Source organism: Citrobacter sp. wls717, from assembly GCF_005280955.1.
In the GTDB taxonomy this organism is placed as follows: Bacteria; Pseudomonadota; Gammaproteobacteria; order Enterobacterales; family Enterobacteriaceae; genus Citrobacter; species Citrobacter werkmanii.
Genome location: NZ_SZWW01000055.1, coordinates 174,124 through 188,071, shown reverse-complemented (window position 1 = coordinate 188,071; position 13,948 = coordinate 174,124). Strand labels below are relative to the sequence as shown.

Below are 13,948 nucleotides of genomic sequence, written 5' to 3'. Positions count from 1 at the left end.
CCCACAGTCCGCCTGTGGGGTTTTTATATCTGTTTTGAGAGTTGAGTTTCATGGAATCCCTGACGTTACAACCCATTGCGCGGGTGGATGGCACCATCAATCTGCCTGGATCCAAAAGTGTTTCTAACCGCGCTTTGCTGCTGGCCGCATTAGCAAATGGCACCACTGTCCTGACCAACCTGCTGAACAGCGACGATGTCCGTCATATGCTCAATGCACTCAATGCGTTAGGGATTAGCTATACCCTTTCCGCCGATCGCACCCGCTGCGAGATTATCGGCAACGGCGGCGCATTACATGCCGAAAGGGCAGTGGAACTGTTTCTTGGCAATGCCGGAACCGCAATGCGTCCGCTGGCCGCTGCGCTGTGCCTTGGCAGCAATGACATCGTGTTGACAGGCGAACCGCGCATGAAGGAGCGCCCGATTGGCCATCTGGTTGATGCGCTGCGCCAGGGGGGAGCCAACATTGAGTACCTGGAACAGGAAAACTATCCGCCGCTTCGTTTGCACGGGGGCTTCTCCGGCGGGCAAGTTGAGGTAGACGGCAGCGTATCCAGCCAGTTCCTCACTGCGCTACTGATGACTGCACCGCTGGCGCCGCAGGATACAACGATCGCCATTAAAGGCGAGCTGGTATCTAAACCTTATATTGATATCACCTTGAATCTGATGAAGACGTTTGGTGTTGAAATTGAGAATCAGAACTACCAGCGCTTTGTCGTGCAGGGGCAGCAGCAGTATCAGTCTCCGGGCGCCTATCTGGTTGAGGGCGATGCTTCTTCTGCTTCATACTTCCTCGCGGCGGGCGCCATTAAAGGCGGCACGGTTAAAGTCACCGGGATTGGCCGCAACAGTATGCAGGGCGATATTCGCTTTGCTGATGTACTGGAGAAAATGGGCGCGACCATTACCTGGGGTGATGATTTTATTGCCTGTACTCACGGCGAACTGAACGCAGTGGATATGGATATGAACCATATTCCCGACGCGGCGATGACTATTGCCACGGCCGCGCTGTTTGCTAAAGGCACCACCACCCTACGCAACATCTACAACTGGCGCGTCAAAGAGACCGACCGTCTGTTTGCGATGGCGACGGAATTACGCAAAGTGGGCGCGGAAGTTGAAGAGGGGCATGACTTCATCCGCATCACACCACCAGCGACGCTGAAGTTTGCGGATATCGCAACCTATAACGATCACCGTATGGCGATGTGTTTCTCGCTGGTGGCGCTGTCTGATACCCCTGTAACCATTCTTGACCCCAAATGTACCGCCAAAACTTTCCCGGATTATTTCGAACAGTTGGTGCGTATTAGTACACCTGCCTGATTTTATTGCCGCACTACCCGGTGCGGCACATTCTGCCATCTCCGATTGTCTATTTCTTCTACACTCAGCTTCAATGATTCTGCATTTTTCACACAAAGATAACGATCGTTGTCGTTGGCGCGTATAATGCGCGGCGTTCACGTTAACGTATGCCCGTTTAAGGAGAAAAAGATGACGGCAATTGCCCCGGTTATTACCATTGATGGCCCAAGCGGTGCAGGTAAAGGCACCTTGTGCAAGGCAATGGCGGAAGCATTGCAGTGGCATCTGTTAGATTCAGGCGCGATCTATCGCGTACTGGCGCTCGCAGCGTTACATCACCATGTCGATGTCACCTCTGAAGATGCTCTGGTACCGCTTGCCTCACACCTGGATGTGCGTTTTATCTCAACGGACGGCAACCTGGAAGTCATTCTGGAAGGTGAAGATGTTAGTGGCGAAATCCGCACTCAGGAAGTGGCAAATGCCGCATCCCAGGTGGCTGCTTTTCCCCGCGTGCGCGAAGCGCTTTTACGTCGTCAACGCGCGTTTCGCGAAGCGCCTGGCCTGATTGCCGACGGACGCGATATGGGAACCGTCGTGTTCCCGGATGCGCCGGTGAAAATTTTTCTGGACGCCTCCTCGCACGAACGTGCGCATAGACGTATGCTACAGTTGCAGGAGAAGGGCTTTAGTGTTAACTTTGAACGCCTTTTGGCCGAGATCGAGGAACGCGATTACCGCGATCGTAACCGTGCTGTAGCGCCGCTGGTTCCCGCTGCTGATGCTTTAGTTTTGGATTCAACCCGATTAAGCATTGAGCAAGTGATTGAAAAAGCGTTACAATATGCGCGCCAAAAACTGGCACTCGCTTAAGTGCGACCGAATTTGCAGTACCCCCGTTGCAATGGACTGACAGCGGGTATGTTAAACAACCCCATCCGGCATGGAGCCAGGTGGACGTTAAATATGAAACCTGAAGATTAAACATGACTGAATCTTTTGCTCAACTGTTTGAAGAATCCTTAAAAGAAATCGAAACCCGTCCGGGTTCCATCGTTCGTGGTGTTGTTGTTGCTATCGACAAAGACGTAGTACTGGTTGACGCTGGTCTGAAATCTGAGTCCGCCATTCCGGCAGAGCAGTTCAAAAACGCCCAGGGCGAGCTGGAAATCCAGGTTGGTGACGAAGTTGACGTTGCTCTGGATGCAGTAGAAGACGGCTTCGGTGAAACCCTGCTGTCCCGTGAGAAAGCTAAACGTCACGAAGCTTGGATCACGCTGGAAAAAGCTTACGAAGAAGCTGCAACCGTTACTGGTGTTATCAATGGCAAAGTCAAGGGTGGCTTCACTGTTGAGCTGAATGGTATTCGCGCGTTCCTGCCGGGTTCCCTGGTAGACGTTCGTCCGGTCCGCGACACGCTGCACCTGGAAGGCAAAGAGCTTGAGTTCAAAGTCATCAAGCTGGATCAGAAGCGTAACAACGTTGTTGTTTCCCGTCGTGCCGTTATCGAATCCGAAAACAGCGCAGAACGCGATCAGCTGCTGGAAAACCTGCAGGAAGGCATGGAAGTTAAAGGTATCGTTAAGAACCTCACTGACTACGGTGCATTCGTTGATCTGGGTGGCGTTGACGGCCTGCTGCACATCACCGACATGGCATGGAAACGCGTTAAGCATCCGAGCGAAATCGTAAACGTTGGCGACGAAATCACTGTTAAAGTGCTGAAGTTCGACCGCGAGCGTACTCGTGTATCTCTGGGCCTGAAACAGCTGGGCGAAGATCCATGGGTAGCTATCGCTAAGCGTTATCCGGAAGGTACCAAACTGACTGGTCGCGTGACCAACCTGACCGACTACGGCTGCTTCGTTGAAATCGAAGAAGGCGTTGAAGGCCTGGTTCACGTTTCCGAAATGGATTGGACCAACAAAAACATCCACCCGTCCAAAGTTGTTAACGTTGGCGATGTAGTGGAAGTTATGGTTCTGGATATCGACGAAGAACGTCGTCGTATCTCCCTGGGTCTGAAGCAGTGCAAAAACAACCCATGGCAGCAGTTCGCGGAAACCCACAACAAGGGCGACCGTGTTGAAGGTAAAATCAAGTCTATCACTGACTTCGGTATCTTCATCGGCCTGGACGGCGGCATCGACGGCCTGGTTCACCTGTCTGACATCTCCTGGAACGTTGCAGGCGAAGAAGCAGTTCGTGAATACAAAAAAGGCGACGAAATCGCAGCAGTTGTTCTGCAGGTTGACGCAGAGCGTGAGCGTATCTCTCTGGGCGTTAAACAGCTCGCAGAAGATCCGTTCAACAACTGGGTTGCACTGAACAAGAAAGGCGCAATCGTAAACGGTAAAGTCACTGCAGTTGACGCTAAAGGCGCAACCGTAGAACTGGCTGACGGCGTTGAAGGTTACCTGCGCGCTTCTGAAGCTTCCCGTGACCGCGTTGAAGATGCAACTCTGGTTCTGAGCGTAGGCGACGACGTTGAAGCTAAATTCACCGGCGTTGATCGTAAGAACCGTGCAATCAGCCTGTCTGTTCGTGCTAAAGACGAAGCTGATGAGAAAGATGCAATCGCAACTGTTAACAAACAGGAAGATGCAAACTTCTCTAACAACGCAATGGCTGAAGCTTTCAAAGCAGCTAAAGGCGAGTAATATCAAGTTCTCTAAATCCTTTGTGCCGTTAACAGCACAAAGGGTGACGAGTAGCTTGACAGATTACAGGATTCGTCCTGTAATCAATGACAAAGGGCGGCTACGGCCGCCCTTAATCAATGCAGCAGCTAATTATGCCTTTAAGGAACCGGAGGAATCATGACCAAGTCAGAATTGATTGAAAGACTTGCAACCCAGCAACCTCATATTCCCGCGAAAGCGGTTGAAGATGCAGTAAAAGAGATGCTGGAACATATGGCCTCGACTCTTGCGCAGGGCGAGCGTATTGAAATCCGCGGTTTCGGCAGCTTCTCTTTGCATTACCGCGCACCTCGCACCGGACGTAATCCGAAGACCGGCGATAAAGTGGATCTGGAAGGGAAATACGTTCCGCACTTTAAACCAGGTAAAGAACTGCGCGATCGCGCCAATATTTACGGTTAAGTTTTTAGCGAGACTTAACGCCGAGGAAAGCACCTGCATGGGTGCTTTTTTCATTTCTGCAGGCCCATACTGGAATCCCCATCCCAATTAATTCGCATGTTACATCCGCCGCCAAAGATCAGCGGAACGCGTGCCGTATAACAGTAAATTGTCGCCAGACAACCGTTGAGTATTACTACACACTCCCCGCAACAGGGAGGTATTGATGAAAATAACAACGGTGAGTACGTGTGCATTGTGCGGCATTCTTCCTCTGATGCTATTACCCGCGCTACCTGAGATGCTGAGCATCAGCGTTGTATTTTGTCTGGCATGTCTGCTCTGCCTTTTTCCCCACAAACATATGCGTTTCGCCGGGTTGACCCTGCTGTTTTTTCTTTGGGGAATAATGGCGGCGAAAGATGCACTTTGGGCGGGTAATACGCTTCCTGCTAAAAACCAGCAGGCAATTGTGCGCATAACCGGAACCGACAATATGACCACGCGCTATGGTCAGATCACGCACCTGCAGGGGCGGCGAATCTTTCCTGCGCAAGGAATTGTGCTGTATGGACAGTACCTGCCCGGCGACGTTTGCGCGGGCCAGACATGGGCGATGACGCTGAAAGTTCGCGCCGTACACGGTCAATTAAATGAGGGAGGATTTGACAGTCAACGTCACGCGTTAGCACAGCATCGGCCGCTGACGGGACGGTTCTTACAGGCTTCAGTCATTGCGCCACACTGTAGTTTACGTTCGCGATATCTTGCCTCGCTGAAAATGGCACTCGCCAACTATCCCTGGCAGCAGGTCATAGTGGGGCTGGGAATGGGAGAGCGCTTGTCCGTGTCACAAGAGGTAAAAGCCATTATGCGTGATACCGGCACGGCGCATTTGATGGCTATCTCCGGGCTGCATATTGCGTTTGCCGCACTTTTGGCGGGAGGACTGATTCGCGGTGGACAATTTTTTATGCCAACCAGATGGATTTGCTGGCAGGTTCCATTGATTGGCGGGATTATCTGCGCGACATTTTATGCATGGTTAACGGGGCTTCAGCCGCCTGCATTGCGCACGATTGTCGCGCTGATGGTCTGGGGGGCGCTGAAGCTAAGCGGCAGGCAGTGGAGCGGATGGTCGGTCTGGGTCTGTTGTCTCGCAGCCATCGTGGTGGCTGATCCTCTCGCTATTCTGTCACAAAGTCTGTGGTTGTCTGCTTTTGCCGTCGCGGCGCTGATATTCTGGTATCAGTGGGTACCTTTACCTGCCTGGTCGCTCTCTCGCATTGGACGCATACTGCTGGCGCTCGCTCATCTGCAACTGGGTATCACGATTCTGCTTTTGCCTGTGCAAATTTCGATGTTTCACGGCATAAGCCTGACTTCATTGGTGGCTAATATATTTGCCGTACCGCTGGTCACGTTTATTTCCGTACCGCTGATACTAGCCGGCATGCTCGTACATTTAACCGGTCTGGGAGGGCTGGAGTCGGGACTGTGGTATTTAGCCGATCGGTCTCTGGCGCTGTTATTTGGGGGACTTAATACTCTGCCTCAAGGCTGGATTAACATGGATGCCCGCTGGCAATGGCTTGCATTGGCACCTGGGCTGATGCTCATCGCATGGCGACTGAATGCCTGGCGTACTCTACCGATGCTTTGTTTCACGGCGCTATTTTTGCTGAGTGAACCGCTCTGGCGAGCGCCACGCACGGACGCATGGCAAGTGCATATGCTGGACGTCGGGCAGGGACTGGCGATGGTGATCGCCCGCAATGGAAAAGCGATTCTTTATGATACGGGTCTGGCATGGCCTGAGGGCGATAGCGCGCAGCAACTGATCATTCCCTGGTTACGCTGGCACAACCTCGAGCCTGAAGGGGTTATTTTAAGTCACGAGCATATGGATCATCGGGGAGGGTTGCGCTCGCTGCAACAAGCATGGCCATTCTTATGGATAAGAAGCCCACTAGGCTGGAAAGGTCATCTCCCGTGTTTTCGCGGGGAACGCTGGCAATGGCAAGGATTAACGTTCAGTGCGCACTGGCCGGTGCGCGGAAATACAGCGCAAGGGAATAACCAATCCTGCGTGGTTAAAGTCGATGACGGACATCAGAGTATTCTTCTGACCGGGGATATTGAGTCTCCCGCTGAACAAAAAATGCTAAGTCACTACTGGTCGCATCTGCAGGCTACTGTTATGCAGGTTCCACACCATGGCAGCAATACATCATCATCACTGGCGCTGATTCAGCGAGTTGGCGGACAGGCGGCATTAGCCTCGGCATCCCGTTATAATGCATGGCGACTGCCTTCCTGGAAGGTGAAGCGGCGCTATCGGCAACAAGATTATCAATGGCTGGATACGCCACATCAGGGGCAGATTACGCTGGATTTTTACCCGAAAACCTGGCAAATACGCAGCATGCGGGATCAGATTTTACCCCGTTGGTATCATCAGTGGTTTGGCGTGTCGGAGGATAACGGGTAGAATATGCGGCTATTCTAACAAATGCTGGTTTTTTGAATGCATAACGATAAAGATCTCTCTACGTGGCAGACGTTTCGCCGACTATGGCCAACCATAGCGCCTTTTAAATCGGGTCTGATCGTGGCGGGTATAGCGTTAATCCTTAACGCGGCCAGCGATACCTTCATGTTATCGCTCCTTAAGCCATTACTGGATGATGGTTTTGGTAAAACTGACCGCTCGGTGCTGTTGTGGATGCCGCTGGTGGTCATTGGGCTGATGATAGTTCGTGGCTTAACCAGCTATGTCTCCAGCTACTGTATCTCATGGGTGTCAGGCAAAGTGGTTATGACCATGCGCCGCCGCCTGTTTGGTCACATGATGGGCATGCCAGTCTCCTTTTTTGATAAACAGTCTACAGGTACGTTGCTGTCACGTATTACCTATGATTCAGAACAGGTTGCGTCATCGTCTTCCGGTGCGCTGATCACCGTGGTACGTGAAGGGGCGTCAATTATTGGCCTGTTCATCATGATGTTCTATTACAGTTGGCAGCTGTCATTGATCCTGATAGTACTGGCGCCAATTGTGTCAGTGGCGATTCGTGTGGTTTCTAAGCGCTTTCGTAGCATCAGTAAAAATATGCAAAACACCATGGGGCAGGTTACGACCAGTGCGGAGCAGATGCTGAAAGGCCACAAAGAAGTTCTGATTTTTGGTGGTCAGGAAGTCGAAACCAAACGCTTTGATAAAGTTAGCAACAAGATGCGTTTACAGGGGATGAAGATGGTTTCCGCCTCTTCTATCTCCGATCCTATCATCCAGTTGATTGCGTCTCTGGCTCTGGCCTTTGTGTTATATGCAGCCAGTTTCCCAAGCGTCATGGAAAACCTGACGGCAGGGACCATTACCGTTGTTTTCTCGTCAATGATCGCGCTGATGCGTCCGTTGAAATCGCTGACTAACGTCAACGCGCAGTTCCAGCGTGGTATGGCGGCATGCCAGACCTTATTTACGATTCTGGATAGCGAACAGGAGAAAGACGAAGGTAAACGCGTTATCGAACGCGCTACCGGCGATCTGGAATTCCGCAATGTGACCTTTACTTATCCAGGACGTGAAGCCCCTGCGCTGCGTAACATCAACCTGAATATTCCGGCGGGTAAAACCGTCGCTCTGGTTGGGCGTTCGGGTTCAGGTAAATCCACCATCGCCAGCCTGATCACGCGCTTCTACGATATTGATGAAGGGCAGATTCTGATGGACGGGCACGATCTGCGCGAATATACCCTCGCATCCCTGCGCGATCAGGTTGCTTTGGTTTCGCAGAATGTGCACCTGTTTAACGATACGGTAGCCAATAACATCGCCTACGCGCGTACCGATTTATACAGTCGCGAACAGATTGAAAAAGCGGCGCAGATGGCCTATGCCATGGATTTCATCAATAAGATGGATAATGGTCTGGATACGGTGATTGGCGAAAACGGCGTACTGCTTTCCGGTGGACAGCGCCAACGTATCGCTATCGCCCGTGCCTTACTGCGTGACAGTCCGATCCTGATCCTTGATGAAGCTACGTCGGCTCTCGATACTGAATCCGAACGCGCGATTCAGGCGGCACTGGATGAGCTACAGAAAAACCGTACTTCTCTGGTCATTGCACACCGTCTTTCTACCATTGAGCAGGCGGATGAAATCATCGTGGTGGAAGACGGGGTGATTGTTGAGCGCGGAACCCATAACGAGCTGATTGAGCAACGCGGCGTGTATGCGCAATTACACAAAATGCAATTTGGTCAATGATCGCACGTATCTGGTCTGGTGAATCGCCGCTGTGGCGCTTATTACTTCCACTCTCCTGGCTGTATGGCCTGGTGAGTGGGGGGATCCGCTTATGCTACAAACTTGGGCTCAAGCGCGCATGGCGCGCGCCGGTACCAGTTGTCGTAGTGGGAAACCTTACCGCAGGCGGGAACGGTAAAACGCCGGTGGTGATTTGGCTGGTTGAACGACTACAGCAACGTGGTATCCGCGTAGGCGTAGTTTCTCGTGGTTATGGCGGAAAAGCCGCGGCTTACCCGCTGTTGCTGACAACGGATACCACGACTGCAGAAGCGGGCGATGAACCGGTGCTCATCTACCAGCGCACCGGCGTGCCTGTAGCGGTCTCTCCGAACAGAGCGGATGCGGTAAAAGCTATTTTGGCGCATCATGATGTGCAGATTATTGTGACGGACGATGGTCTACAGCACTATCGTCTGGCGCGAAATGTTGAAATCGTGGTGATTGACGGCGAGCGTCGATTTGGCAATGGCTGGTGGCTTCCTGCTGGCCCAATGCGGGAACGCGCAGGTCGGCTTAAATCGGTGGATGCGACAATCGTTAACGGCGGCAGTCCACAGCCGGGGGAGATCCCCATGCGACTTGAACCAGGGCTGGCCGTTAATTTACGCACGGGTGAACGCCGTGATGTGGCACAGCTAACCAATATTGTCGCCATGGCGGGTATTGGTCATCCGCCACGTTTTTTTGCCACGCTTGAAGCGTGCGGAGCCAAACCACAAAAATGTATTGCGCTGGCAGATCATCAATCTCTGACCTACAGTGACGTCAGTGCGTTTTCAGACGCAGGGCAAACGCTGGTGATGACGGAAAAAGATGCGGTTAAATGCCGCGCATTTGCTGATGATAACTGGTGGTATTTACCTGTGGACGCACATTTGTCAGGCGAACGGCCTGATGTGTTGCTGGATAGCTTAATCTCGCTGACTCGCTAACGGATTCAAGCTGCGGCAGCGAATCATTTATGAGGTCATAAATGTCGTTGCCGCACCTTTCTCTGACGGATGCTCGTCATCTTCACCTTGCCGCTCAAGGTCTGCTGAAAAAAACACGCCGCCGGGCATCTCCTGCCGATATTCTTGCCACCATTTCGCGCATGTCTTTATTGCAAATCGATACCATCAATATTGTGGCGCGCAGTCCTTACCTGGTGCTGTTCAGTCGTTTAGGTGATTATTCCCCGCAATGGCTGGATGACTCGCTACGGCAGGGTGAACTGATGGAGTACTGGGCGCACGAGGCCTGCTTTATGCCGCGCAGTGACTTTATGCTGATACGCCACCGCATGCTGGCGCCGGAGAAAATGGGCTGGAAATATAAAGCGGCGTGGATGGCAGAACATGCCCATGAGATTGAGAAGTTACTCCAGCATATCCATCATAATGGGCCGGTACGCTCAGCCGATTTTGAACATCCCCGTAAGGGGGCTAACGGTTGGTGGGAATGGAAGCCGCATAAGCGACACCTTGAAGGACTGTTTACTGCCGGGAAAGTCATGGTGGTGGAGCGGCGTAATTTCCAGCGAGTCTATGATTTAACCCATCGCGTCATGCCGCATTGGGATGATGAACGTGACAGGCTTTCACAAGAGGAAGCCGAAATTGTCATGCTGGACAACAGCGCCCGTAGTCTGGGGATTTTTCGCGAACAGTGGTTGGCAGACTACTATCGTTTGAAGCGTCCGGGATTAAAAAACTGGTGTGATGTGCGCAAGGAACAGCAACAAATTATTCCGGTCGACGTTGAAGGGCTGGGAACCCTGTGGTTGCATAGCGATCTTCAACCGCTGCTTGAGCAGGCATTGGCGGGTAAATTAACAGCAACGCATAGCACGGTTTTATCGCCGTTTGATCCGGTGGTCTGGGATCGTAAACGGGCAGAGCAGCTATTCGATTTTAGCTATCGGCTGGAATGTTATACGCCAGCAGAGAAACGACAATACGGTTATTTTGTCCTGCCTTTACTGCATCATGGCCAGTTAGTGGGGCGGATGGATGCCAAAATGCACCGTAAAACAGGTGTACTGGAGGTGATTTCGCTATGGTTACAGGATGGGGTCAAACCTGGCGTTATTCTGCAAAAAGGGTTATTCCAGGCGATTGATGATTTTGCCCGCTGGCAGCAGGCAACGCGCGTGACGCTGGGGCGCTGCCCTGAAGGTATATTTGCTGGCGTACGTCATGGTTGGGAAATAGCCCCAGCCCGTTAAGCGATTATGTTAATATTTACGGATTCACAATCCGGTCCATCTGGAGGAACTATGGATCATCGTCTGCTTGAAATCATTGCCTGCCCGGTATGCAATGGCAAACTCTGGTTTAACCAGGAAAAACAGGAACTAATTTGTAAACCGGATAACCTTGCTTTCCCACTGCGTGATGGCATTCCCGTTTTACTGGAAACCGAAGCTCGCGTTCTGACTGCGGATGAGAGTAAATCATGAGTTTTGTGGTCATTATTCCTGCGCGTTATGCGTCCACCCGTTTGCCGGGCAAGCCGCTGCTGGATATCAACGGCAAGCCGATGATCGTGCATGTGCTGGAGCGTGCGCGTGAATCTGGCGCTGAGCGCATTATCGTTGCCACCGATCATGAAGATGTCGCTCGTGCGGTAGAAGCGGTGGGAGGGGAAGTTTGCATGACCCGGGCCGATCACCAGTCTGGTACCGAGCGTCTGGCGGAAGTCGTCGAGAAATGTGGCTTTAGCGATGATACCGTTATTGTGAACGTTCAGGGTGATGAGCCGATGATCCCAGCGGTCATTATTCGTCAGGTGGCCGAAAATCTGGCGCAACGCCAGGTTGGCATGGCGACCCTTGCGGCTCCCATTCATAGTGCGGAAGAAGCATTTAATCCGAATGCGGTTAAAGTCGTTCTGGACAGCGAAGGCTATGCGCTCTATTTTTCGCGCGCAACGATTCCCTGGGATCGCGACCGTTTTGCCAAAAGCCTGGAAACGGTAGGCGATACCTTCCTGCGTCACCTCGGTATTTACGGTTATCGCGCCGGTTTTATTCGCCGCTATGTTAACTGGCAGCCCAGCCCGCTTGAGCATATTGAAATGCTGGAGCAACTGCGTGTGCTGTGGTACGGCGAAAAAATTCACGTGGCCGTCGCTAAAGAAGTACCGGGTACAGGCGTAGACACTGCTGAGGATCTTGAGCGCGTTCGCGCTGAAATGCGTTAGTTTTTCTCATGGCACTCCACCCATAATACCGCCTATTTTTGGGAGGAGTGTCGTATCGTTACGTTTTCCCTGTGCTTTTCTTTTCATCAATTGATCTCATCCGGGTGACATCTGTCTGCGCGACGCTCATTATGAAAGCAGTAGCTTTTATGAGGGCAATCTGAAATGGAACAGTTGCGTGCCGAACTCAGCCATCTGCTGGGTGAAAAACTCAGTCGTATTGAATGCGTGAATGAAAAAGTGGATACCGCCCTGTGGTCACTGTACGACAGTCAGGGTAATCCGATGCCGCTGATGGCGAGAAGTTTCACCACGCCGGGGATGGCGCAGCAGCTGGCATGGAAAACCTCCATGCTGGCGCGTAGTGGCACGGTACGTATGCCGGTCATTTATGGCGTCTTAACGCATGAGGAGCATCCCGGTCCTGATGTGCTCCTGCTTGAGCGTTTACGTGGCGTGCCGGTGGAAGCGCCTGCCCGAACGCCCGAGCGCTGGGAACATTTAAAAGATCAAATCGTAGAAGGTTTGCTGTCATGGCATCGGCAGGACAGCCGCGGCTGCGTGGGAGCGGTGGATAACACGCAAGAGAACATCTGGCCGTCCTGGTATCGCCAGCGTGTCGAGGTATTGTGGAGCACGTTGAATCAGTTCAACAATACTGGGCTGACGATGCAGGACAAGCGGATTCTGTTCCGTACCCGTGAATGTTTACCCGACTTATTTGCCGGATTTAATGATAACTGCGTGCTGATCCACGGCAATTTCAGTTTACGCAGCATGCTCAAAGATGCTCGTAGCGATCAGCTCCTGGCGATGGTGGGACCGGGCTTGATGCTATGGGCGCCAAGAGAATATGAATTGTTCCGCTTAATGGATAATGCGCTGGCGGAAAGCCTGCTTTGGCAATATCTGCAACGCGCGCCAGTGGCGGAGTCATTCATCTGGCGGCGCTGGTTGTATGTGTTATGGGATGAGGTGGCGCAACTGGTCAATACCGGACGCTTTAATCGTTCCAACTTTGATCTGGCGACAAAATCCCTGCTGCCGTGGCTCGCCTGATCAACACGTGCACACCGTATCCGGCCTGGAATTCTGCGCTGACCCGTAGGCCTGATAAGACGCGATAGCGTCGCCATCAGGCAATATTTCGGTCAATGTCCCGCTCCCTTCAGCCACTGCCAGATGCGCCCCAGCGTTTCGTATCCGGCACGATCGCTGTGCATCAGCCAGACCGGCGAGGGAATTGCCCGCTCCCATGGATTAAGCGGGGAATCAATCGCTAACTGATTGGCAGGTGCTGGCAGCGGATGTAGCCCGGCCTGCTGGAAGAAAATCATGGCACGCGGTAAGTGCGACGCGGAGGTCACCAGCAGAAACGGCGCGTTACCGATGGCCTGCTTTACTGCCGCTGCTTCTTCTTCAGTATCTTTGGGTTGATCCAGCGTGATGATGTCACCAGCCGGCACCCCCAGCGACTTTGCTACGCGGGCGCCAGCTTCCGCGGTACTAACGTTATTCGTTTTTGCGGCGGCACCGGTAAAGATAAGCTTCGATCCTGGATTCGCGCGCCATAGGCGAATACCTTCATTCAGGCGTGGAAGGCTATTGTTAATCAGGTTTGAACTCGGCGCCCACTGAGGGTTCCAGGTATATCCCCCGCCCAGCACCACAATGTATTCCACTTTTTGCGTATCCTCCCAGGTGGGATAGCTGTCCTCAATGGGCTTGAGCAGACTGTCGGCGACGGGTTGTAAACTCAGGAGTAATAGCGCCAGCCAACTCAGGCTGATACACACTTTCCCTGTTTTTTGAAAGCGGCTAAACCAGACCAGCGCCAGGCCAATACCCATCATTGTTAGCATCAGCGGAAGCGGCAGCATCATACCGCCAATCACTTTCTTCAGCGTAAAAAGCATCCTTTTTGGTTCCTTTTTTAACCATACAGCAGGGGATCTGCAGGGATATTACACCAGGAAGGTTCATTCTCGGCGCGGGTGTGACAAAATAGCGGTTTTACTTAGTCACCCTAAAGCCAGTATGTGGAGAGC

General features: G+C 52.4%; 12 protein-coding genes. 11 read left to right on the top strand and 1 reads right to left on the bottom strand.

The window, feature by feature from the left end; translation table 11 throughout:
• The first annotated feature begins 50 nt into the window (after positions 1–50).
• The 11 genes from aroA (at position 51) to FDX09_RS23275 (ending at position 12,959) form a co-directional block, all read left to right on the top strand.
• Complete coding sequence (gene aroA, locus FDX09_RS23325) at positions 51–1,334, top strand: 3-phosphoshikimate 1-carboxyvinyltransferase (protein ID WP_137347938.1); 1,284 nt, start codon at positions 51–53, stop codon at positions 1,332–1,334.
• 171 nt (positions 1,335–1,505) lie between these two features.
• Positions 1,506–2,189 (top strand): (d)CMP kinase, encoded by a 684-nt coding sequence (gene cmk, locus FDX09_RS23320; protein ID WP_032939922.1) that lies wholly within the window; start codon positions 1,506–1,508, stop codon positions 2,187–2,189.
• A gap of 113 nt (positions 2,190–2,302) precedes the next feature.
• On the top strand, positions 2,303–3,976 hold the full coding sequence (rpsA, locus tag FDX09_RS23315; protein WP_003035776.1) for a 30S ribosomal protein S1: 1,674 nt from the start codon (positions 2,303–2,305) through the stop codon (positions 3,974–3,976).
• A 159-nt stretch (positions 3,977–4,135) separates the two neighbouring features.
• The gene (gene ihfB / locus FDX09_RS23310) at positions 4,136–4,420 is read left to right on the top strand and encodes an integration host factor subunit beta (protein ID WP_003035780.1); all 285 of its coding nucleotides are present in this window, start codon (positions 4,136–4,138) and stop codon (positions 4,418–4,420) included.
• Between the two features lie 205 nt (positions 4,421–4,625).
• On the top strand, positions 4,626–6,890 hold the full coding sequence (locus FDX09_RS23305) for a ComEC family protein (protein ID WP_137347937.1): 2,265 nt from the start codon (positions 4,626–4,628) through the stop codon (positions 6,888–6,890).
• 36 nt (positions 6,891–6,926) lie between these two features.
• Positions 6,927–8,675 (top strand): lipid A ABC transporter ATP-binding protein/permease MsbA, encoded by a 1,749-nt coding sequence (gene msbA, locus FDX09_RS23300; RefSeq protein WP_038639312.1) that lies wholly within the window; start codon positions 6,927–6,929, stop codon positions 8,673–8,675.
• Positions 8,672–9,649 carry a tetraacyldisaccharide 4'-kinase gene (gene lpxK, locus FDX09_RS23295; protein ID WP_137347936.1) on the top strand — a complete coding sequence of 326 codons (978 nt, stop codon included), beginning with the start codon at positions 8,672–8,674 and terminating at the stop codon, positions 9,647–9,649. The genes msbA and lpxK overlap by 4 nt, the downstream gene beginning before the upstream one ends.
• A 41-nt stretch (positions 9,650–9,690) precedes the next feature.
• Positions 9,691–10,923 (top strand): winged helix-turn-helix domain-containing protein, encoded by a 1,233-nt coding sequence (locus FDX09_RS23290; RefSeq protein ID WP_137347935.1) that lies wholly within the window; start codon positions 9,691–9,693, stop codon positions 10,921–10,923.
• A 51-nt stretch (positions 10,924–10,974) separates the two neighbouring features.
• Positions 10,975–11,157 (top strand): protein YcaR, encoded by a 183-nt coding sequence (gene ycaR, locus FDX09_RS23285; RefSeq protein WP_038639323.1) that lies wholly within the window; start codon positions 10,975–10,977, stop codon positions 11,155–11,157.
• Positions 11,154–11,900: a 3-deoxy-manno-octulosonate cytidylyltransferase gene (kdsB, locus tag FDX09_RS23280; RefSeq protein WP_038639327.1), complete on the top strand. Its 747-nt coding sequence runs from the start codon at positions 11,154–11,156 to the stop codon at positions 11,898–11,900. The genes ycaR and kdsB overlap by 4 nt, the downstream gene beginning before the upstream one ends.
• A 165-nt stretch (positions 11,901–12,065) precedes the next feature.
• Positions 12,066–12,959, top strand: a complete 894-nt coding sequence (locus FDX09_RS23275) for a YcbJ family phosphotransferase (protein WP_038639330.1) — start codon at positions 12,066–12,068, stop codon at positions 12,957–12,959.
• A gap of 92 nt (positions 12,960–13,051) precedes the next feature.
• Here FDX09_RS23275 and elyC read toward each other — a convergent pair whose 3' ends face one another.
• Positions 13,052–13,816: an envelope biogenesis factor ElyC gene (gene elyC / locus FDX09_RS23270; protein WP_137347934.1), complete on the bottom strand. Its 765-nt coding sequence runs from the start codon at positions 13,814–13,816 to the stop codon at positions 13,052–13,054.
• Positions 13,817–13,948 lie beyond the last annotated feature (132 nt).